At 65.0% G+C, this 22428-nt stretch carries 15 protein-coding genes, 1 tRNA gene and 1 pseudogene; 13 read left to right on the top strand and 4 right to left on the bottom strand.

Translation table 11 applies throughout. From position 1 onward, the window contains the following. Positions 1 to 358 precede the first annotated feature (358 nt). The 7 genes from GCU53_RS25460 to GCU53_RS26055 all read left to right on the top strand — a co-directional run bounded on the left by GCU53_RS25460 (position 359) and on the right by GCU53_RS26055 (position 5300). Positions 359 to 514, top strand: coding sequence for a hypothetical protein (locus GCU53_RS25460; protein WP_167520060.1), 156 nt, complete (start codon positions 359 to 361; stop codon positions 512 to 514). Then, positions 507 to 689 (top strand): hypothetical protein, encoded by a 183-nt coding sequence (locus GCU53_RS10705; protein WP_152387601.1) that lies wholly within the window; start codon positions 507 to 509, stop codon positions 687 to 689. The genes GCU53_RS25460 and GCU53_RS10705 overlap by 8 nt, the downstream gene beginning before the upstream one ends. Beyond that, positions 686 to 916 (top strand): hypothetical protein, encoded by a 231-nt coding sequence (locus GCU53_RS10700; protein ID WP_152387600.1) that lies wholly within the window; start codon positions 686 to 688, stop codon positions 914 to 916. Before GCU53_RS10705 ends, GCU53_RS10700 begins: the two co-directional genes overlap by 4 nt. Beyond that, positions 913 to 3135, top strand: coding sequence for a DUF927 domain-containing protein (locus GCU53_RS10695; protein WP_152387599.1), 2223 nt, complete (start codon positions 913 to 915; stop codon positions 3133 to 3135). The genes GCU53_RS10700 and GCU53_RS10695 overlap by 4 nt, the downstream gene beginning before the upstream one ends. 332 nt (positions 3136 to 3467) lie before the next feature. Continuing rightward, a complete protein-coding gene (locus GCU53_RS10690) occupies positions 3468 to 3827 on the top strand; it encodes a hypothetical protein (protein WP_152387598.1) in 360 nt (119 codons plus the stop codon). Between the two features lie 3 nt (positions 3828 to 3830). Next, complete coding sequence (locus tag GCU53_RS10685; RefSeq protein ID WP_152387597.1) at positions 3831 to 4499, top strand: hypothetical protein; 669 nt, start codon at positions 3831 to 3833, stop codon at positions 4497 to 4499. A gap of 180 nt (positions 4500 to 4679) precedes the next feature. Further along, positions 4680 to 5300, top strand: coding sequence for a hypothetical protein (locus GCU53_RS26055; RefSeq protein ID WP_244307113.1), 621 nt, complete (start codon positions 4680 to 4682; stop codon positions 5298 to 5300). Positions 5301 to 5493: 193 nt separating this feature from the next. Here GCU53_RS26055 and GCU53_RS10675 read toward each other — a convergent pair. After that, a pseudogene (locus GCU53_RS10675) lies at positions 5494 to 5640 on the bottom strand (IS4 family transposase); the annotation flags it as partial. A gap of 227 nt (positions 5641 to 5867) precedes the next feature. Between GCU53_RS10675 and GCU53_RS10670 the strand changes: the two are divergent. From GCU53_RS10670 to GCU53_RS10660, 3 genes are all read left to right on the top strand, one after another. Then, positions 5868 to 6848, top strand: a complete 981-nt coding sequence (locus GCU53_RS10670; RefSeq protein WP_152385958.1) for an IS5 family transposase — start codon at positions 5868 to 5870, stop codon at positions 6846 to 6848. 432 nt (positions 6849 to 7280) lie between these two features. Continuing rightward, complete coding sequence (locus tag GCU53_RS10665; RefSeq protein WP_280115875.1) at positions 7281 to 8549, top strand: MFS transporter; 1269 nt, start codon at positions 7281 to 7283, stop codon at positions 8547 to 8549. Positions 8550 to 8832: 283 nt separating this feature from the next. Then, positions 8833 to 10566, top strand: coding sequence for a glycoside hydrolase family 13 protein (locus GCU53_RS10660; RefSeq protein ID WP_152387595.1), 1734 nt, complete (start codon positions 8833 to 8835; stop codon positions 10564 to 10566). A gap of 1284 nt (positions 10567 to 11850) precedes the next feature. Here the strand turns inward: GCU53_RS10660 and GCU53_RS10655 are convergent. The 3 genes from GCU53_RS10655 to GCU53_RS10645 form a co-directional block, all read right to left on the bottom strand. After that, on the bottom strand, positions 11851 to 12867 hold the full coding sequence (locus GCU53_RS10655) for a substrate-binding domain-containing protein (RefSeq protein ID WP_244307111.1): 1017 nt from the start codon (positions 12865 to 12867) through the stop codon (positions 11851 to 11853). Positions 12868 to 13637: 770 nt separating this feature from the next. Continuing rightward, positions 13638 to 13713: transfer RNA gene (locus tag GCU53_RS10650), tRNA-Thr, on the bottom strand. 266 nt (positions 13714 to 13979) lie between these two features. After that, positions 13980 to 15215 carry a methyltransferase gene (locus GCU53_RS10645; RefSeq protein WP_152387594.1) on the bottom strand — a complete coding sequence of 412 codons (1236 nt, stop codon included), beginning with the start codon at positions 15213 to 15215 and terminating at the stop codon, positions 13980 to 13982. Positions 15216 to 15523: 308 nt separating this feature from the next. Between GCU53_RS10645 and GCU53_RS10640 the strand changes: the two genes are divergently transcribed. The 3 genes from GCU53_RS10640 to GCU53_RS10630 all read left to right on the top strand — a co-directional run bounded on the left by GCU53_RS10640 (position 15524) and on the right by GCU53_RS10630 (position 22419). Continuing rightward, positions 15524 to 18895 (top strand): transglutaminase family protein, encoded by a 3372-nt coding sequence (locus GCU53_RS10640; RefSeq protein ID WP_152387593.1) that lies wholly within the window; start codon positions 15524 to 15526, stop codon positions 18893 to 18895. A gap of 117 nt (positions 18896 to 19012) precedes the next feature. Beyond that, positions 19013 to 21508: a circularly permuted type 2 ATP-grasp protein gene (locus GCU53_RS10635; RefSeq protein ID WP_152387592.1), complete on the top strand. Its 2496-nt coding sequence runs from the start codon at positions 19013 to 19015 to the stop codon at positions 21506 to 21508. Further along, a complete protein-coding gene (locus tag GCU53_RS10630) occupies positions 21505 to 22419 on the top strand; it encodes a transglutaminase family protein (protein WP_152387591.1) in 915 nt (304 codons plus the stop codon). Before GCU53_RS10635 ends, GCU53_RS10630 begins: the two co-directional genes overlap by 4 nt. Positions 22420 to 22428 lie beyond the last annotated feature (9 nt).

Below are 22428 nucleotides of genomic sequence, written 5' to 3'. Positions count from 1 at the left end.
CCGACTCGGTAGCGGCCAACTGGTGACAGTCGCCCATGCGGGATTTGCTCAGGCTTACGTAGCCATTCATTTCCCTGACGGCCTCCGGCGAACGATGCCCGGCGTTATCAGCGGAGCACTTGCCGGTGAGCTGCTGAAAATGCTCCGCCCCGAGTTCCCCGGCTGCACGTTGAGCATCAGCCGCATACCCCGCGAACTACGCAACTTTCCCGAGGCTGAACGCGAGTCCGACCGTGTGAAGGATTTAGTCATCCGCCTACGCGGATCGCATCGTCCTGGCCATGAGTTCCTTCGACTCATTGGCTACTTCGGACCAGACGCCAAGCCACTGCCACACGCCAAGCTGAGGGCTTAACCCATGACTGATTTTCAACGCTGCCAGAAGGCGGCGCAGGCCCCGCTCGGCCTGAAGAAAGCCCTCGCCTACCTGGAGGGCAGCCCCACTGCCTTCCTGATCGTCGCGCACCTGCTGATGCTGGTCGGCCTGGTGCTGGTGGAGGTGGCCCGTGGCTGACCTGCGACTGACCCATCACCACCTGGCGCTGGTCCGCGAAGCGCGGGCCGCGCTCCAGTGCGCGATCAAGGAGCACGCCACCCCCGCCGACCGTGACGCCTGGATCTCGGCAGCCGAGCGGCTGGCCGTGGCGCTGATTGTTCGGCTGGAAAGCCTCGGGGAGGACCGCCCATGACCGTTGTCCCGTTCAAGCGCGGCGGCAGTGGCGGGGAACCGCCGCACATCGACCAAGAAAGCTATGCGCTGCTGGTGGAAACCCTGATCGGCTTTCTGGAGCTGTGCGCCGAGCCTGTCTATCCGATCACGCCGGAGCATCGCGCCCAGCTCGAAACCATGCGTGATCTGACCGTGCGGCTGGAGCGTCTGGCCGAGCGGTTCACCCCGCCGAAGGGGGCCGCATGAACAGTCACTGCGATCCGCTGGAACTGCTGCTGGCGCGGCTGCAAGGCGTGAAGAAGCACGGCGAGCGCCATGTCGCCCACTGCCCGGCCCACAAGGACAAGTCGCCCTCCCTGAGCCTGTCGCGCGGCCAGGACGGGCGCGTCCTGGTCCATTGCCACGCCGGCTGCGCGACCCGCGACGTGCTGGCGGCGGTCGGCCTGGAACTGAAAGACCTGTTCCCCGACAACCTGAGTCGGGAGCAGCGCCAGCAGTACCGCCGCGAGCAACTGGAGAAGGAACGCCACTTCGAGCTCCTGGTGATCGAGGCCGGGAACGGTTCGCTGTCCAGGGGCGCGGAACTGTCCGACGACGACGTGGCCCGGATGGCGCTGGCGCATGAGCGGATAGAGCAGCTCGACCGGCAGCTCGCCGAGCTGGCCAAGCCAGAGGCGCCCACGGTGATGCCTGAGCGCCCAAGCTGGGGCGTCTATGACGGATGGGTACGGAATGAGAAGGGCGCCAGGCTCAAGCCGGGCGTCTACTGGCACGGCTACCGGCGCACCAAGGAGGACGAGGAGGCAGAGCTGAGCGACGACCGCGAGCGCCCCGTGCGAGACGACTGGATAGCTACCCCGGTGTTCGTCGATGCCCGCACCCTCAACAGCGACGACGGCACCGAGGGCCGCCTGTTGCGCCTGGTGACGCATGGCGGGAGCAGGGAGTGGACCATGCCCATGGAGATGCTGGGCGGCAGCGGCGAGGAAATCCGGCGCGCCCTGTTCGCCATGGGGGCGGTGATCGCCCCGCGCCAGCGTGGCCGCTTCATGGAGTATCTGCTAGACCAGCAGCCGCGCCAGACCATTGCCACCACCAGCCGGCCCGGCTGGCATGCGTCGGGCGTGTTCGTCCTGCCCCATCGCACCATCGGCGGCGAGGGTGTGCGCTTCCAGTCGTCGGGCCGTGCGCCGGACCTGTTCCGGGTGCGTGGCGACCTGGCGCAGTGGCAGGCCCTGGTGGCCGCCCGTTGCGTGGGCAATCCGGTGCTGACCCTGGCCGTGGGCTGCGCACTGGCCGGGCCGCTGCTGAATCTGGTCAAGGTGAATGGCGGTGGCGTCCATCTGGTCGGCGACAGCTCCAAGGGCAAGTCGCTGGCGCAACTGATCGGCGCGTCGGTGTGGGGCGATCCGGGACCGGCCGGCTTCGGCGCTTCCTGGTGCATGACCAAGAACGGCCTGGAGATCGAGGCCGCCTCGCGCAACGACACCCTGCTGTCGCTGGACGAGATCAAGCGCGCCAACCCGAAGGACATTCAGGAGATGGCCTATTCGCTGGCCAACGGCTGCGGCAAGGGCACCATGAACCGCGAGCGGGAAGGACGCGCCAAGCTCAGCTGGCGGCTGCTGACCCTCTCCAGCGGCGAGCGGTCGCTCTCCGAGCACGCCGCGCTGTCGGGCGATCCGGCCCATGCCGGCGCCGAGCTGCGCATGGTGGACGTGAACGCGGGCACCCGCCTGCATGGAGCCTTCGACGACGTGCACGGCATGGACGGGGCGGGCTTCCACCGTGCCATGACCGGCGCCGTGGGGGAGCACTACGGCCACCTGGGGCCGGCCTTCGTCGAGCGGCTGGTACAAGGCGACGACCGCGCCGGGCTGCTAGAGGCCTTCGCCAAAGTGCGTGCCCGGTTCCAGTCCGACAGCGCGCAGGCCGGGCGGGTGGCGGATCGTTTCGCCGTCATCGCCCTGGCCGGCGAGATGGCCATCGCCTACGGGCTGCTGCCCTGGCCGGTGGGCACCGGGCTGGCCGACAGCCTGCTGCTCTACCGCGAGTGGCTGGAGCGGGTGGGCAGCGGCAATGCCGAGGACCGCCAGATACTCGCCAGCATCGCCCGGTTCATCGAGCGCCACGGCGACAGCCGATTCTCCAGTGTGCATGCCGCCGAGACGGACAGCCGCGTCACCAACCGGGCCGGCTACTGGGAGGACGAGCCAGGACGGCGCCTGTACCTGTTCAACACCTCCGGCTTGCAGGAGGCCGCCCATGGCTTCGGGCTGGCGCGCATCGTCACGGCGCTGGATACGGCCGGCGCCATCGCCAAGCGGGACATAGAGAGGGGCCAGAAGCGGAACACCAAGAAGTACCGGCTACCCGGAGGGGGAGCGCCGAAAAGCCTGTACGTCATCGACCCTGCCCGGCTGGAAATGGCCGGCACCGACGACAACAAACACACAGGAACCTAGAAACCAAGGGAACAGAGGGAACAAGGGAACGGGATGGCGAAACCCCAGCAACGACGCGGCTTTCAGCCCGGCTTACCTGTTCCCTTGAAGAGAGAGAGGAAGGGAACAAGGGAACACACACCACCTTGTGAAAAGAGGCGTGCTTTCCCTTCCCGAGTCACTTCGTCCGGGCGCTGGTGCTGTTCCCTTATCCCTTGCCAGGGAACGCGTTCCCTAGCCCAAAGGGAACGCTGAAACCTGCATGGCACTAGGGCTGTAGCGTTTTATTCCCTCGTTCCCTTGGATTTTTCGTTTTTAGAGAAACATGTGATGAGTAACGCGAGGAAGGCCCCATGACCCTGCTGGCGGAACTGTTCGAGCGACTGGAAAACGAGCCTGAAAAAGCAGGCACCTGCCCTGAAAAGGCAGGTAAGTCCATCCCTTTGGCGAGCGTGGTGGAGGTCGCCAGCAGGCCGACAGCCATCAATGACCACCAGCCCGCCCCGGAGCCGCTACAAGCGACGACAGCAACGTTACCAGTACCAACCCCAGCGCCAGCAGCGGAGCGCCCGGCAGAGGCCCGCCGCAACGCCTGGACGATCACCCGAGGGGGCAAGCCGGTCTGCACGATCTGCGGCGCCCCCATGACCTACGACGAAGCCCTGGCCGAAGCGCGCTGGCGCTGGCCGGATGCCGATATTCTGGAGAACTGACCCATGACCCCGACCCAAGCTACTGCCCTGGCGGGCATTGCCATGAAGCCGACCATCAGCAAGCGCGACAGCCTGATAGTCGCTCGCCGCCTGGCGCGCTACTTCTGCGAGAGCGCCGAGGCCATCCACGACGAGCGCCGACTTCTGCGCCGGGAGGCCGCCAAGCTGAGGGAGTTCGAGCCGTTCACCAAGCAGCAGGCCGACGCCCTGGAGCGGCGGGCCAAGGACCATCGTGCTGCCGAGCTGGAGGGTATCCGCCACACGCTGCGAGCCTTCGGGCAGTCGCTGCTCCGCGACCGTGACGGCTACCTGGCCGCCCTGGGCTTCGACGGGGTGTGCGACGTGCTCAACGTCAACACGGTGGAGCGGGAGCAGGCCCGTCTGGAGGGGGTAGACGATCTGTCCGACCTGATCTTTGTTCGCAACCTGGAGGACAGCGCCAGCCATCGGGGCGAGGACTTCAAGCGTGGCCCGCTGTTCGAGGCGTGTTTCGCTGCCATGGGGCACTTCATCCGCACCGCCCCCAAGGGCACGCTGCCCGATCCGTTCGCCCCCGGTGGTCCGCTGTACGGCGCCCCAGTTCGCATGGTCAACCCGGACGGCACCGTCACGATCAAGCGCCCGGACCTGACCGTGCATGACGCCAGCGGATCCCGTGTGGTGAAGCGGTAAGTTCGCAGTGTGGTTCGCACCCCCTTACGCGCGAGTGCGAACTGCGAACTTGAAGCGCCAGGCCCGCAGTCCGCAGTCCGCAACCCCTTACGCGCGAGTGCGGACTGCGGACCAGCCGACTGCTGAAGTACGCACGCTGGTTTCCAGTTACCAAACTTTCCAATTGATTTAGGTTCACCAATGAGCAGAGACAAGGAGAAGGCCGCGACCGAGGACTACCGCGCCCTGGACGTGCGGGCATTGCATCAGGCTGGTGTGCTGGCGCCTGGCTGGCGTGAAGGCTGGCACTGGAAGCGACGGGGCGCCGTGGTGGCAACCATCGGCATCGAGGCCGAGAGCCGGGACCGCGTGCGCCTGCGTTATCAAGTAACAGTCCGGGGCGAGCGCCAGGCGAAGGACTACTCCGTGCCCGTGACCTGGACGCCCTGCCACCTGGGAGGGGAACGCCCGTGGTTCCTGTGCCCGTGCTGTGGCCGGCGCGTGGCGAAGCTGTACCTGCAAAGCGTGTTCGCCTGCCGTCACTGCCTGCGCCTGAACTACGCCAGCCAGCAGGCCAACAAGCGCGACCGGGCTTCGGAAAGATCGTTGGAGCTGCGCCGCGCCCTGGGCTGTCGGGAGGGGTTCCTGATCCGTCCGGCCGAGCTGATCCGCAAGCCCAAGGGCATGCACTGGCGAACGTTCGAGCGGAAGATAGAACAGCTCAAGCAGGTGGATGCCCGCGCCCTGGCCGAAGCCCGCGCCATGCTCGCCAGCATCGAGCGCAGCGTGAAGATTGCCGGGGCGGCTCTATCGCGTCTCTGATCGTGGCAATGCCCTGGTGGCTGGCGACTGCGAAATTACCTGTTTCAGTCGAGATTACCGGAGTTGGTAATTTCGACAGGCCAGCCAGTGCAGTGACCAGCACCAGCTAGCCCGATGGGGCCTAGCCTCCTCGCTGGTATTTTGAGGAGGCCCCGAAATTGCAGAAGATGGTGACCATTACAAGCCGCTTGGTCGGCGCAGAACGACCCAGAGCGGCCAGTGTCAGGCAGCGGTCCTGCAGCAGGGCAGCCACCGCGGCCATCAGGGCCTCGAGACGGCGGGCATGGATCGTGGGGAGTGCCTCGGCGAGTGCAGCGTGCAAGAATTGAAGGGTCTGCATGGGTAAGGGAGCGCTGTTTTTGTTTGGCGACAATCAACGTCGCCCATCCATGCAGACCTCTTCAAGTCTTACCGCATTGATTTTCCGGGAAAATTTCTGGGGATCACTCAAAGTTTAAAGGCAGCACTCGCCCGTCCCCCGCGCAGCAATTTTATTCTTTGGGGAAATCCTGAAAAAGACTTCCCGATTCTGGTGAAATACACCCGCTCCCTTGTCCGAGTTTCCCGATGAAGCAACTGTCCTTCGCCGATGCCGAGTATGCCGGCAAGCGCAAGCAGACCCGCCGCGAGCGCTTCCTGCTCGAGATGGACCAGGTGGTGCCGTGGCAGGGGCTGATCGCCCTGATCGAGCCCTACTATCCCAAGGGCGAAGGCGGTCGGCCCGCCTACCCGCTGGCAGCCATGCTGCGCGTGCACCTGATGCAGAACTGGTTCGGCTACAGCGATCCGGCGATGGAGGAAGCGCTGTACGAAACCACTCTCCTGCGCCAGTTCGCCGGCCTGAGCCTGGAGCGCATCCCGGACGAAACGACCCTCCTCAACTTCCGTCGCCTGCTGGAGAAGCACGAACTGGCCGGGGGAATACTGGAGGTGATCAACGGCTATCTGGGCGAGCGCGGACTGTCGCTGCGCCAGGGCACCATTGTCGACGCCACCCTGATCCATGCGCCGAGCTCGACGAAGAACAAGGACGGCAAGCGCGACCCGGAAATGCACTCGACGAAGAAGGGCAACCAGTACTACTTCGGCGCAAAAGCTCACATTGGTGCCGACGCTGAGTCGGGTCTGGTGCACAGCGTGGTGGTCACGGCAGCCAACGTGGCAGATGTCACCCAAGTCGACCAACTGCTGCATGGCGAGGAAAACGTAGTGAGTGCCGATGCGGGCTATACCGGCGTAGAGAAGCGCCCCGAGCATGAAGGTCGGCAGGTCATCTGGCAGGTCGCGGCCCGGCGCAGTACCTACAAGAAGCATGGCAAGCGTAGCGCCTTATACAAAGCGATCCGCAAGATCGAGAAGGCCAAGGCCCAGGTACGAGCCAAGGTCGAACATCCGTTCCGCGTGATCAAGCGCCAGTTTGGCTACACCAAGGTGCGCTTCCGGGGATTGGCCAAAAACACGTCACAGTTGGTGACGCTGTTCGCCTTGTCGAATCTGTGGATGGCGCGCCGATATTTACTGGCGAATGCAGGAGAGGTGCGCCTGTAATGCGGGAAACGGTTGCTGCGACGTGCTCGCGGCAGCTAAAAAACGCAGAAACGAGCGGGTGATCTGATCGTTTTTGATCGATTCTCCGCTTTCAAAGTCGGCGGGGGGCTGAAGTCAGCCAGAAATACATGACTACTTCAGACCATCCTTGGCAGGATAAACCCAGAGCACCATGTCCCTTCTGGACTCTCGATTGTTCTTATTGCGATAGAGCCAGCTGTTGAGCCTCGCTGCGCCGTAGATAGTCTGTAAAAAAGTACCAGATCCTAGAAAAAACGTACTAGCCATCAAGCATCGCCCTCGTTACTTTAGAAAGGGCGGCCCGCTGAATTAATGACAGCTTATTTATTCGGTAGCCTGCCACTTATAAATACAACAAAAAAGGAAAATATAATGGTTCCGCCTGAAGAATCACGGAGGCTGCTATTCGGCATGCCCTTGTCCCTGATTTGGGGCTATATCGCTATTGCCGTGTTCATGACGGGAGACGGCATTGAACTAGCCTTCCTGTCGCGCTATGTCGTCGACCTCGGTTTCTCGCCCACCCAGGCCTCCTTCCTCTTTACCGTCTATGGATTACTGGCAGCCCTGTCCAGTTGGAGTTCCGGCGTACTGGCTGATATTTTCGGACCGCGCCGGATCATGCGCATCGGAGTGATCGCCTGGATCGTATTCCATGTGCTTTTCCTGCTCTTTGGCCTGGGTGAAAAGAACTACGCCTTGATGGTCTTGTTCTATGGGATCCGCGGCTTGGCCTATCCCTTGTTCATCTATGCCTTCGTCGTCTGGGTCGCGCACGTTGCTCCGAGAGAGCGTCAGGCCTCGGCCATGGGCTGGTACTGGACGATGTACTCCATCGGTATCGGCTTTTTGGGGACCTATCTGCCCAGCTTCACCATCCCGCACATCGGCTTCATGGGCACCCTGTGGATGGCAGTCGCCTGGGTGGCAGTAGCGGGCGTTATGGTCATGCTTCTAGTGAGAGATTGGCAGAGGGTAGATACCGGTGCCAATACGAGTCTTGCCGGACGTCTTCGTGAGTTGAGCCGTGGCGCCACCATCCTATTCGACCATCGCAGCATTTTCATCGCTGCCCTTGTGCGAATTATCTGCAATCTGCCGCTGTTCGGCTTTCCCGTGATCATGCCGCTGTTCTTTACCTCCCCCGAGGTGGGCTTCAGCATGGAGCAATGGCTGCGCATCTGGGGCGCCCTGTTCATCGTCACCATCTTCACCAACGTGATGTGGGGCCTGATCGGCGACCGGATCGGCTGGGTGTACCAGATGCGCTGGTTCGGCTGCGCCGGATGCGCGCTCGCCACCTTGGCCTTCTACTACGTGCCGCTCACCTACGGCGCCAGCTTCCCGGCCGCCATCCTGGCCGCGGTCGCCCTGGGCGTCGGCGTGTCCGCCTTCGTGCCGATGGGCGCGATCTTTCCCACCATGGCCCCGGAACACAAGGGCGCGGCCCTCTCCGCGCATAACCTGGCGGCCGGCCTCTCCAGCTTCATGGGACCGGCCATTGCCACCTTGGGCATCTCCACGGTGGGAGTGGGGGGCATCGTCTGGATCTACGCCTTGCTTTATGTCGTAGGGATAGTGCTGACCTATTTCATCCACGTCGATCAACCGGGCTTTGAACATAAAGTGAAGCCTGCTGCTGTTTTTTTGCGACGCGAGAAAATCAACCAAGCAATTTGAATAAGAGTTTTCCTCTGGATGAAAGTCTGAGCTTTTATGTTGCAAAAATGCATCGGCCTGTAGAAATAAATATGCTTTTTGTTCGGGCATTCCCTTGTGAATGCTTTCGTGTCATGAAACTGACGACAGCGGACCTCTTATTTATTTCGTTTATTTAAAAATGACTTTCTAAGCTACTAACTTTTCGGAGTAGAGGTACTAATCAATCAAAAAACAGATTTTCGAATTAATCTGGAGTGCCCACTAGCTAGCTTGTCAATAAGTTCAATAATAGGAAGCTTGTATGTTTCGTCGTAAATTCCTCGGCACCACCCTCGCGACCGCTGTCGCCCTGTCCCTGGCGTCGCTCTACGGCAGCGCCTACGCCGCCGACCCTACAGCAGCCCACAGCGACCAGAACTGGGCACGTAATTCGGTGATCTACCAGATCTATCCGCGCTCTTTCGCCGACGGTAATGGCGATGGCATCGGCGACCTGCCGGGCATCGTCTCGCGGCTGCCCTACCTGGACCAGTTGGGCGTGGATGCGCTGTGGCTGTCGCCCTTCTACAAATCGCCCCAGGCCGACGCCGGCTATGACGTGGCCGATTATCGCATTGTCGATCCCCTGTTCGGCTCACTGGAAGACTTCGATAACCTGCTGCAGAAGGCTCATTCGCTGGGCATGAAGGTGATCGTCGACCTGGTACCCAACCATACCTCCGACGAACATGCCTGGTTCCAGGCAGCATTGAAGTCGCCGCCCGGCAGCCCCGAACGCGCCCGCTACATCTTCCGCGACGGCCGCGGCGAGAATGGCGAGCTGCCCCCCAACAACTGGCAAAGCCTATTTGGCGGCGGAGCTTGGGCAAAGGCGCCGGGCGACAAGCAGTGGTATCTGCATCTATTCGACACCAAGCAACCCGACCTGAACTGGGACAACCCAGAAGTCCGGGCCGAATTCGAGAAGGTGTTGCGCTTCTGGCTGGACCGCGGTGTGGACGGCTTCCGGGTCGACGTGTCGCATGGCCTGATCAAGGCGCCAGGGCTACCCGACCAGGACGAGAAGTTAGCCAAGATAGCCAGTGACGCCGGTAGGCACGTTGGCCCCATGTGGGACCAAGACGGCGTGCATGAGATCTATCGTTCCTGGCGCAAGGTTCTCGATCAATACCCAGGCAAGCGCATCATGGTAGCCGAGGCCTGGGTCAGCCCGCCCGCTCGACTGGCCAACTACGTCCGTCCCGACGAGATGCATCAGGCGTTCAATTTCGACTACCTGATGACCAAGTGGGATGCCGGCGCCTTCAAGAAGGTCATCGACAGCTCCCTGGCCCTGTCGGCCACGGTGGGGGCGCCGACCACCTGGGTGACCTCCAACCACGACACCATGCGTCCTCCCTCACGTTACGGTCTGAAAGAACTGGGTGCCGGCCGGGCAGGGGCAGGAGTTGGTCCATCCAGTCCACAGCCTGACGAGGCCTTGGGCCAGCGCCGGGCCCGTGCCCTGGCCATGCTCACCCTGGCCCTGCCTGGCTCGACCTATGTTTACCAGGGCGAAGAACTGGGGCTGCCCGAACATACCACCCTGGAGGCCAAATACCGCCAGGATCCCTTGTTTTTCCGCACCAAAGGCGAGGACGTTGGCCGCGACGGCTGCCGCGTGCCGCTGCCTTGGAAAGCGGAAGCGCCGTCCCTCGGTTTCGGCCCGGGCAACAAGACCTGGCTGCCGCAGCCAGCATCGTACGCACGCTATGCCGTGGACCGTCAGGATGGCATATCCGGCTCCACGCTGGAACTGTATCGGCAAATTCTGCAGTTGCGGCACGAGCATGCGCTGGGTAACGGCCAGTTGCACTGGCTTGACTCCGACAAGGACGTATTGGCTTTCGACAACGGCGACCTGCGCGTGGTGATCAATATGGGGGCGCAGGCCACCGTGCTGCCGGCGGGCAGCCAGGTGCTGCTGTCCAGCGAACCTCTGCAGGAGCCGGGCAAGCTGCCGGGTAACACGGCGGTCTGGCTGAAGCGCTCCTAACCCTCCTCACGTTGAAGCGCCGGCGTATCCGGCGCTTCAACTGGCCGAGGCTATATAAAGAAGGGCTGGCATCCGCCGGCAAGCAGACAGCTACCGCTCATGTCGAACATTGAATGTCTGCTTTCTAAAAGTATCGTTGTCCGCTCCTGGCCGATCTCCGCCCGTTATCTGCTGCTGATCAATAAGCGAACCTCGTGGACAATGAGTGTGTGCGAGCAAGGCAGCTCCATCGCCGGTATCCAAGCACCGGTATCCATGGAGGCGCGAGAGGCAGCGAGGCATGAGCGCCGAGGAGATCGCGTACTAGCTAGGGCTGTGACCGCTGGCGCCCATCCGCCTGCGCCCTGGTGCCGATCAAACTCGAGCGCCAGCATGCCAGGCGCTTCCCTGTAAGCCATGACCTACAAAAGATCGAGAACTTTCCCAATTTGCTCGAAGCGGCCACTTGGGTAGATTGACTTCCATACCGGCATCGAAGGATCGATGAAGGCTGCTAGGGATTGAAGCTAAGGGAACAGTCGCAAGGATCGCGGCATCATCAGGATGATGACTCCCAGGGATGAGGTGAGACAACAGAAGCGGCGAGGCTAACCCCTCGCCGTTTTTGTTTGTGCCGAAGACAAGCGCTTCAGCAGCCCCTAGCAACATTTGCCGCCCCTGGTAAGCAAAATCCGGCATTACCCAGCAGCAACTGCGTCCCTGATGGCTATCAGTAGATACCCGGAAAAAGGGGAATGTGGGCTGCCCACAGCTACCAGCCGTCAAGAATCGCGAGGTCGGAAACACTGGCCGCAAAGTTCGATTTTTCTGGACAGGCTTGGGCAGCTTGCTGCCAGCCATCCTGACTAGCTCTTGACGGATTACCGGCTGGCGCTGGCCGATCTGCGAAACACTCCATGAATGAGGCCGAGCGCCCCTAGTTTTTTGACTCCCTAAAAGGCCGGCATTCCGGCTTTTGCGAAAACAACCCCATGAATGCCCGCCGTCAAGCCGTGGACGCAGCAAGATCGCAACAAGGCCGGAAGGGTGAGATTGGGGTGATGCGAGCGCCTGACAGCAGGCCAGAGCAGGCACCAGCCCCACGCTAAGGCACAGGGAGGTTATAGGTAGCCGATGGCCCGGCCTGATCCTGTTCGTGCCTGGTGCTGGTGGCCGATGGGGAGGGGGAAGGTCGAAACTTTCAGCCCTTGTACGCCTAGACCGCGCCCTGAAGTCTTTTTTCACGCCCGCGAAATTAAAAAACAGGGAGTCACGCTATGGCTGAATGATGATAAATGGGGTGCTTCAACGCTCCGTGGGAATATCCGACGGCACCTCGGATAGGTAGGCGTGGCTATCGACGAAAATCCTCTCCGGAATGGGCTCGCCTCGCACCAAGCTCTTCAGTAGCCGATAGCTCTGGCGACCGATTTCGCGGCTCTCCATGCTCAGATAGGCCTGTACTAGGCCATCTTCAAGCAGCGGGCGCAGCGCTGTGTCGAACTCGGGAATAGCGATGATGATGGTCGGGGACGTACCCTTTGCCTTGAGTCTGGCAAGTAGTGGGCCGAGTTGCCGGCGATAGATATCGGCGTGATGAACCGGCCAACTGCCAAGGCTGATGATGGTGTCGTACTGGTTGGTGGAGTTCAGCAGGGTGGTGAGCTTGAGTAACGCGCTCTCTTGATTATCAGTGTCATATAACGGGCAGCGATTCGGCTCGCTCCAGCCATTCTGTCTGTTCAGCCGGTCGGCTGCTCTACTCTCGGCTTGGTCACCGCGCAACTGCTGGCGAATGCCTCGCAGACGCTCCCGATGGTTGGTGTCCCGCGAGCTACCACTCAGGACGCACAGCTTTCCGCCTTGTGGCCTGAGGCGTTGGGCGAGCATGCCCAGTTGCCGGCCGAAGGCCAGATTGTCGAGTCCGACGTATCCCCTGCGCAGATGCTGCTCTGCGGGTTCCAAATCCGAATCGAAAGTGATCAGTGGTGTCTTGTTTGCCCGTTTCAGGGCGTGATTGGCCAGCCACTTTGAATGGGTCACCGACAGGGCGATACCATCCAGACCTCTAGCGAGAGCCTGTTCCAGGGCTTCATTTTGCCGGCGAAAATGCGACGCCCCCGAAGCACCCAACAACAGGCAGGTATCGCCCTGGGCCTGGGCAGCCTCAGCGCAGCCCTTGGCGGCCGAGATGAAGAAATCATGATCAATCCGCTTGGCGACCAATGCGAACTGCAAGGGGTCAGCGCTAGCAAGGGGAGTGACCAGCAGCCCGCAGAGCAGGCCCGCCGCAATAAAACGAGAAGATCGTAATATTTTCAAATTGTGTCCCTACAAGTCCCAGCAGGCGAGCAAGCTACCGAAATTATCATGATTGTCTGAGGCAGTCGGGAGCAGTCGAAACAGACCAACTAACCCGACTCGGACCAGCCGAGCCGAAACAGACCGATCTGTCTCACTGAGGCCAAATCGTCTCACTGAGCGCGCCTCCTTTCCCCCGTATGGGGAGGATGGCCCAGAATTGGACCATGCTCGGATGCTCAAACCACCGCCATGGCGGTTTCGGCCATCGGCTGGAAGTTCAGCCGATCTACCTGCCCGCGCTCGCCTGGTGATCGCCCGAGAAGTCGGGAGAAGTCGGGAGATATTCGGCGCGCCGGCTGCTGATGGATGATCGCCTGGAAGGATGCCCCGATCTGAGGCCCCCTTGCCAAGCAGGTAGCCTCCCGAGGTACAGGCTGGCTCCTCACTTTTGAGGAGCGAGGCTGACCCTACCGACCGATCACCGTGCCGGACTTTCGCGACCAGTACGCGCACGCACGCGAGGGGCCGGTGAATTGCCGCCCCCTGGTGCCGATCATCGAATCACCACCAGCGGCGGAAACGTCATCCACCATTGGCGGACCACCACCCTGAGGCGAGGGAGTGAAGGCGATCACCAGCGCCAGCAGGGAGTCATCCGTGTGGAGAGATTGCGGTCGAGCAGTTCAACCGCCCGAGAAGCTGTGACCAAAGCTGTGACCAAAACAGGGTATCAGGCCCCAGAAACAACAAAGGCCCGCATCGCTGCGAGCCTAAGTCGTTGATTTAACTGGTGCCGGCATCAGGAATCGAACCCGAGACCTACTGATTACAAGTCAGTTGCTCTACCTGCTGAGCTATACCGGCGGGGGAGGGCGGCTATTATAGCCGTTTGGTTTGCCGAGTAAATGATTGGCTGCAGGCGGCGTGAGGCAGCGGGGCGTTGCCGTTGCGTTTATTCACATCGGCGGCGCTTGGCAAGCCTTTTGACAGGCAAGACCATGCGACTTTTGGTCGCTTTTGCAAACAACTGTTTTTTCAGGATTTTTGGTTTTTGGTCGAAAAGCGAGCAGTGCTCCGGATGGCGCCATCGATGGGCTGCGGGCAAGTTTTTCCGGAAATCATCAACAAAGTTATCCACAGGCGGTGTGGGTAACCCGTTCGGCCAGCAGCAGGTGGTTGCGCGGGGTCAGCCGGGGGACGCAGAAGCGGCCCAGGCGGACCTGGTAGCCCTGTTCCTCCAGGTAGAGCGCGCGGTCGAGCAGCAGCCAGAGCTCCAGCGGGCGGCGAAACAGGGCGCGCGGCAGTTCGAGGTTGCGCACTTCGGCCAGGCGCTGCCAGCCGCGGGCTTCCAGGGCCTGCCAGTCGCGCGGGGCGGGGGCGGGAAGGTCCTTGAGGGCGGCGAGCTCGCGGCAGTAGTCGGCGAAGTCCTTCTGCAGCCAGGCGAGGGGCAGCGAGGGGGTCGGCAGGTAGGCGTCGACGCCGCGCAGTTCCCGCTGCAGCAGGTCGAAGGCCAGGCGGCGGGCCATCGACTGGTCGCGCTGGCGGCGCACCCGGGCGCTGGCGGTGACGGTTTCGCTGAGCGGCAGGCGCAGATCGTCGCGGGACAGCCGCAGCGGCGAGGCGCGGGCGGCGGCGGACAGCGGCCGGTAGTCCTTGCTGTCGATGCGGTTGTAGCAGCAGGGCGCCACCGCCAGTTGCCGGCAGCCGGCGGCGCTGGCCAGCTGCAGCAGGCGCACGTGGAGTTCGCCGCAGGCATGCAGCGCCAGCGGAGTGTGGCGGGCGTCGAGCCGGTCGGCGGCGTCGGCGGCGAGCACGTCCTGCAGGCGGTGTTCGGCCGCCAGTTGCAGGCGGTCGCTAAGCGCCTGGCCGGAGGCGACCAGTTCGGCGTCGTATTCCAGGCAGGTCAGGGGCGTGCCGTCGTGGGCCAGGGCGCGGCCGAGGTGGCCCTTGCCGGCGCACCAGTCGAGCCAGTGGGCAGGCGGGGTAGCGAACTGCAGGCGGCTGGCGAAGTGGCGGATCTGCTGCCACTTGCGCCCCGGCACGTCGACCGCGAAGCGCTCCGGGGCTCGGGGCTGCTCCGTGGTGGGCAGCTCGCCGGTTTCGCTCAGGGCGAGCGAGGTGGCGGCCAGTGTGCCGAAGGGCGCGGGGGCGGCAAGGTGTTCGGGGTGGTTATGGGCGGCCTCGGCGTCTTCCAGGGAGCGTCGGCGCAGCCAGGCGGCCAGTTCGGGGTGCCGTGCTTCCCAGGGCAGCTGCAGGAAGTTGAATGGCCGCGGCCGCCAGAGGTCCTGGTGGGCGAGCAGGAAGTCGTCGAGGGCGCGGAAGCGTTCGAGCAGTCGCGGGCCGCTGAGAGGTAGGACGTCTGGCATGGTTCGTGAGTGGCTCGGCTGGGGCGGCGATTATAGCGGGGGGATTTCGGCGCACGGCATAGGGGACAGGCAGCTTTGTCGGAACGCCGATGCGGGCTTCGGGACGCCTGCTAGAATTCGGCCGGTTTCCCGGCAGGCGGATCAGGACGCGGAGCCATGCACTTTTTTGGCTCACGCGGGGCGCCGTTTTGCCATTCGCAGACCCAAAAGGGGGCGTAAAGTCCCCCGCGTTGACATAAAGATGTAGGTATGAGAGTTGCTAACATCTTTCCCATCTGTCATCGCTCTGGCCGCGCAGGAGGCCCGCCTTGTCGATTCATGTCGCTTTGCACCATGTCACCCACTATCGCTACGACCGGCTGGTCAACGTGGGGCCGCAGATCGTCCGTCTGCGTCCGGCACCCCACAGCCGCACCCGCATCCTCTCGTATGCGCTGAAGGTGGCGCCGGGCGAGCATTTCATCAACTGGCAGCAGGACCCGCAGGGCAACTACCTGGCGCGTCTGGTGTTTCCGGAAAAGACCCGCGAGCTGAAAGTCGAGGTCGATCTGGTCGCCGAGATGGCGGTGTTCAACCCCTTCGACTTCTTCCTCGAGCCCTACGCCGAGACCATTCCCTTCGACTACACCGAGGGCGAGCAGCGCGAGCTGGCACCCTATCGGGTGAAGCTGCCGGCGACGCCGCTGTTCGCCCGCTACCTGGCCGGCATCGACCTGACGCCGACCCGCAGCGTGGACTTTCTGGTCGCCCTGAACCAGCGCGTGGCGCGCGACGTGCGCTACCTGATCCGCATGGAGCCGGGGGTGCAGACGCCCGAGGAGACCCTGGAGAAGGCCTCCGGCTCCTGCCGCGATTCGGCCTGGCTGCTGGTGCAGCTGCTGCGCCACACGGGCCTGGCGGCGCGCTTCGTCTCCGGCTACCTGATCCAGCTCAAGCCCGACGTGAAGTCGCTCGACGGCCCCAGCGGCACCGAGGTGGACTTCACCGACCTGCACGCCTGGTGCGAGGTGTACCTGCCGGGCGCCGGCTGGATCGGCCTCGACCCGACCAGCGGGCTGTTCGCCGGCGAGGGCCACATCCCGCTGGCGTGCAGCCCCGAGCCGTCCTCGGCGGCGCCGGTCAGCGGCCTGGTCGACGAGTGCGAGTGCGAGTTCTCCCACGAGATGCGCGTCGAGCGCATCTGGGAAGCGCCGCGGGTGACCAGGCCCTACAGCGAGGAGCAGTGGCGGGCGATCCTCGCGCTCGGCCGCCAGGTCGATGCCGACCTGTCGCGCGGCGACGTGCGCCTGACCATGGGCGGCGAGCCGACCTTCGTCGCCTTCGACTATCCGGACGATCCCGAGTGGAACACCGAGGCCATGGGGCCGAACAAGCGCCGTCTGGCCGCCGAGCTGTTTCACCGCCTGCGCCACCACTACGCGCCGCAGGGCCTGGCGCATTTCGGCCAGGGCAAGTGGTATCCGGGCGAGCAGCTGCCGCGCTGGTCGCTCAACTGCTTCTGGCGCAAGGACGGCGAGCCGGTCTGGCAGGACCCGGCGCTGTATGCCGACGAGAGCCGCCACTACGGGGCCGACGCGCAGCTGAGCGCACGCTTCCTCGACACCCTCTGCGGCTTCCTCGGGGTGACCGGCGAGCACTTCTTCCCAGCCTACGAGGACTGGATGTACTACCTGTGGCGCGAGCGCCAGCTGCCGGAGAACGTCACCCCGGAAGACGCGCGGCTGGCCGATCCGCTGGAGCGCGAGCGCCTGCGCCGGGTCTTCGAGCAGGGGCTGAACCATGCGGTCGGGCATGTCCTGCCGCTGATGCGCAGCCTCGACGGCAGCCAGTGGCTGACCGGCTCCTGGTTCCTGCGCGACGAATACTGCCGGCTGATCCCCGGCGACTCGCCGCTGGGCTGGCGCCTGCCGCTGGACTCGCTGCCCTGGGCCCGCGACATGGACCAGCCCTACGTGCATGCGCCGGACCCCAACCAGCCGTTCCCGCCGCTGCCGAGCCGCCAGCGCATCCTCCAGCAGCTGCGCAGCGTGCCGGCCGGCCAGCTGGGCGTGGCGCGTGCCGGCGCGGCTCTCGGCGCTGCCGGGCGCGGCGAGGTCGGCCCGGCCGAGGGCGCGCGCCAGGCGGCGCCGGCGCCCTTCGAGTCGGCCCGCGGCATCGTGCGCACCGCGCTCTGCGTCGAGCCGCGCGACGGCCGCCTGTACCTCTTCATGCCGCCCCTGGAGCGGCTGGAGGACTACCTGGAGCTGGTCGCGGCCATCGAGACGACCGCCCGCGAACTGGACTGTCCAGTGCTGCTGGAAGGCTACGAGCCGCCGGCCGACCCGCGCATGCGACATTTCCGCGTCACCCCGGACCCGGGCGTGATCGAGGTGAACATCCATCCGGCGGAGAACTGGGACGAGCTGGTCGAACGCACCGAGTTCCTCTACGAGGCGGCGCGCCAGACGCGGCTGTCCAGCGAGAAGTTCATGATCGACGGCCGCCACGTCGGCACCGGCGGCGGCAACCACTTCGTCCTCGGCGGTGCGACCCCGGCCGACTCGCCGTTCCTGCGCCGCCCCGACCTCCTGCGCAGCCTGATCAGCTACTGGCACAACCACCCGTCGCTGTCCTACCTGTTCTCCGGCCTGTTCATCGGCCCGACCTCGCAGGCGCCGAGGGTGGACGAGGCGCGCAACGACGCGCTCTACGAGCTGGAGATCGCCTTCCAGCAGATGCCCGAGCCGGGCGCCGCCTGCCCGCCGTGGCTGGTCGACCGCCTGCTGCGCAACCTGCTGGTGGACGTCAGCGGCAATACCCACCGCGCCGAGTTCTGCATCGACAAGCTGTACTCGCCGGACAGCGCCAGCGGGCGCCTCGGCCTGCTCGAGTTCCGCGGCTTCGAGATGCCGCCGCACGAGCAGATGAGCCTGGCCCAGCAGTTGCTGCTGCGCTCCTTGATCGCGCGCTTCTGGGACGAGCCGTACCAGCCGCAGCGCCTGGTGCGCTGGGGCACCGAGCTGCACGACCGCTTCCTGCTGCCGCACTTCGTCGCCCAGGACTTCCACGACGTGCTCTACGAAATGGACCGGCACGGCTATCCGCTGCGTCCGGAGTGGTTCGCCCCGCACTTCGAGTTCCGCTTCCCGAGACTCGGCGACTTCGCCGTGCAGGGCATGGCGCTGGAGGTGCGTCAGGCGCTGGAACCCTGGCACGTGATGGGCGAGGAGGGCGCCACCGGAGGCACCGCGCGCTACGTCGACTCCTCCCTGGAGCGCCTGCAGGTGAGCGTCAGCGGCATGCCCCAGGACCGCTACGTGCTGACCTGCAACGGCCAGCCGGTGCCGCTGCGCCCGACCGGCACGGTCGGCGAGTTCGTCGGCGGCGTGCGCTATCGCGCCTGGCAGCCGGCCTCCAGCCTGCACCCGACCATCGGCGTGCATGCGCCGCTGGTGTTCGACCTGGTCGACACCTGGATGCAGCGTTCCCTGGGCGGTTGCCAGTACCATGTCAGCCATCCGGGCGGGCTCAGCTACGAGACCCAGCCGGTCAACGCCTACGAGGCGGAAAGCCGCCGTCTGTCGCGCTTCTTCCGTATCGGCCACACACCGGGCAAACTGGTGCCTGTCGTGCCTGTCGTGCCTGTCGTGCCGGTCGAGAACAGGGAGATGCCGATGACCCTGGACCTGCGCCGCCGCTGAGTGTCCTTCCGTCCCGGCGGAGTGGCCCGGAGGGACCGATCTGCGCGGATCTCCTCCCCGGGCCCCTGCGCCGGGGAGGGGAGCGCAAGGCGCAATCTCCCTGATTTCGAGTCACCCATGTCCAATCTGTTTGCCGACTATCCGCGCGAAGGCGCAACCTACCATGAAGTCTTCGACGCCACCGGCAGGGTGCGTCCGCACTGGCGCGCGATGTTCGATTCCCTGCGGCGCTTCACGCCGGCGCAGCTGCGCCAGCGTCAGGCCCTGCTGACCCGGCAGATCCAGGAAAACGGGGTGACCTACAACGTCTACGCCGATCCCGACGGCGCCGACCGACCCTGGGAGCTGGACCTGCTGCCCAACATCATTCCCGCCAAGGAGTGGGAGCAGCTCGCCGAGGGCGTAGCTCAGCGCGCGACCCTGCTGAACGCGGTGCTGGCCGACATCTACGGTCCGCAGCGACTGCTCGCCGAGGGGCTGCTGCCCACCGACCTGGTGTTCGGCCACAGCAACTTCCTCTGGCCCTGCCGCGGCATCGAGCAGCCGGGCGGCACCTGGCTGCACGTCTACGCGGTGGACCTGGCGCGGGCGCCGGACGGCCGCTGGTGGGTCACCGCCGACCGCACCCAGGCCCCCTCCGGCGCCGGCTACGCGCTGGAGAACCGCCAGTTCGTCTCGCGCGCCTTCCCCGACCTGTACCGCGACTTGCGCGTGCAGTACGTGGCCGGCTACTTCCACACCCTGCGCGAGACCCTGGCGCGCGAGGCGCCGACCGACGGCGAGACGCCGCTGGTGGTGCTGCTGACCCCCGGGCGCTTCAACGAGACCTACTTCGAGCACCTCTACCTGGCCCGCCAGCTCGGCTATCCGCTGGTCGAGGGCAGCGACCTGACGGTGCGCGACGCCACCGTCTACCTGAAGACCCTGGGCGGCCTGAAGCGGGTCCACGCCCTGCTGCGCCGCCTCGACGACGACTACTGCGATCCGCTGGAGCTGCGCACCGACTCCGCCCTCGGTGTGCCCGGCCTGCTCGAGGCGGTCCGCGAGGGCCGGGTGCTGGTGGCCAACGCCCTCGGCAGCGGTGTGCTGGAATCCCCGGGGCTGCCGGGCTTCCTGCCGGCGATCAGCCAGAAGTTGCTCGGCGAGGAGCTGTTGCTGCCGTCCATCGCCAGCTGGTGGTGCGGCGAGCCGCCGGTGCTGCAGGAGGTGCTGAAGAAGTTGCCGCAGCTGATGATCCGCTCGGCCTATCCGTCGCGCCACTTCGATCCGCTGTTCGGTCCCGAGCTGGACGCCAGGCAGCGTGCGGCGCTGGCCGAGCGCCTGCGCCAGCGGCCCTACGCCTATGTCGGCCTGGAGCGCCCGCAGCTGTCGCGGGCCCCGGTGTGGCAGGGCGAGCACGGCAAGCTGGAGGCGCGGCCGATCGGCATGCGGGTGTTCGCCGTGGCCAGCGCCGACGGCTACCGGGTGATGCCCGGCGGCCTGACCCGGGTCGCCGCCCACGCCAATGCCGAGATGCTGTCGATGCAGCGCGGCGGGGCGAGCAAGGACACCTGGGTGCTCGGCGGGCGCCATGCGGCCAGCGAACCCTGGCAGTGGGTGCGCCCGCTGGGCGTGTCCGACATCGTGCGCAGCGATCCCTACCTGCCGTCGCGGGTGGTGGAGAACCTCTACTGGTTCGGCCGCTACAGCGAGCGCTGCGAGGAGGGCGCGCGTCTGCTGCGCATCATGCTGGCCGGCTACGTCGACAACGGCAACGACCCCCAGGCCCAGCAGGCCGCCCTGGCAATGGCCGAGGGCCTCGGCCTGCTGCCGGTGCCCACCTGCGACTGCGACCTGGAGGGCCGGTTGCGCCGCGCCGTGCTCGGCAAGGACTGGCCGTCCAGCCTGCGCAACAACCTGCAGTACCTGCACATGGCCGCGGCCAGCGTGCGCGGCAAGCTCTCGCAGCAGAATTGGCAAGCCCTGCTGGAACTGCAGCGGGCGGCGCATTGCCTGGAGAACGAGCAGGCGGATCTGGGCGAGCTGCTGGATTTCCTCGACAGCCAGCTGGTGTCCATGGCGGCCCTCGCCGGCTTCGTCCTCGACGACATGACCCGCGACCACGGCTGGCTGTTCCTGCTGATCGGCTGCCGCATCGAGCGCCTGCAGTTCCTCGCCGAGAGCATCGCCGGCTTCCTGCGCGGCCCCGCCGTGCACGACCAGTCGGCGCTGGCCTGGCTGCTTGAGCTGGGCAACAGCAGCATCACCTATCGCACCCGCTACCTGGCCACGGCGCAACTGATCCCGGTACTCGACCTGCTCCTGCTCGACGAGCAGAATCCCCACGCGGTGCTCTACCAGCTGCACGTGCTGCGCACCTCGCTGCGCCGCCTCGGCGCGAGCTTCGAGATGGCCCCTGAGGTGGACCTGCAGGCCCTGCACGACCGCCTGGCCGCCTTCGACCTTGGCCGTCTGGAGTACAACCCCTTCGCCTACCCCGACAACCCCGCCGCGCCGAACGAGCTGGCCGATCTGCTGTGCGAGGTCGCCGCGGAGGTGGGACGGCTTTCCGACCACCTCGGCCTGCGCTTCTTCGTTCACGTCGACGCCAGCCAACGGACCCAGTCGCGATGACCTCTGCCCATTACCGCATCGTCCACGCCACCTGCTACCGCTACTCGGCGCCGGTGTCCCTGGCCAAGCAGTTGGCCCACCTGTGGCCGCGCGATTGCGCCTGGCAGCGCTGCCACAGCCGCGAGCTGCATATCGGCCCGCCGCCGACCTGGCGGATCGACGACCTCGATGCCTTCGGCAACCCGCTGACCCGCATGGCCTTCGAGTGTCCCCACGACGAACTGGAGGTGCGCGCCCGCCTGCAGGTGGAGGTGCTGCCGCGTCCGGCCTTCGAGCTGGGCGACTCGCCGGCCTGGGAGCAGGTCTGCCTGGACCTGGCCTACAGCGGCCGGCCGCTGGACGCCGAGCAACTGGAGGCGGCGCGCTTTCGCTTCGACTCGCCCTACGTGCTGCTCGAGCAGACCTTTGCCGCCTACGCCGACGACTGCTTCGTCGCCGGGCGGCCGCTGCTGCTGGCGGTGCAGGCGCTGATGGAGAAGATCTTCGAGGAGTTCACCTTCGATGCCTCGGCGACCCAGGTGGCTACGCCCCTGGCCCAGGTGCTCGAGGAGCGCCGCGGCGTCTGCCAGGACTTCGCCCACCTGATGCTCGCCTGCCTGCGCTCCCGGGGACTCGCGGCGCGCTACGTCAGCGGCTACCTGCTGACCACGCCGCCGCCCGGCCAGCCGCGGCTGATCGGCGCCGACGCCTCGCATGCCTGGATCTCGGTCTACTGCCCGCGCCAGGGCTGGGTCGACTTCGATCCGACCAACAACATGCGCCCGGCCCTCGAACACATCACCCTGGCCTGGGGCCGCGACTTCGCCGACGTCTCGCCGCTGCGCGGGGTGATCCTCGGCGGTGGCAGCCACGACCCGGAGGTGAGCGTCACCGTCATGCCCCTGGCCGAGGCCGAGCGGCACGCGCTTTGAGGCCTTCCG

The sequence above is a fragment of the Azotobacter salinestris genome, assembly GCF_009363155.1.
In the GTDB taxonomy this organism is placed as follows: Bacteria; Pseudomonadota; Gammaproteobacteria; order Pseudomonadales; family Pseudomonadaceae; genus Azotobacter; species Azotobacter salinestris.
Note: the sequence above shows the minus strand (reverse complement) of the source record. Positions and strands in the feature narration are given on the sequence as shown.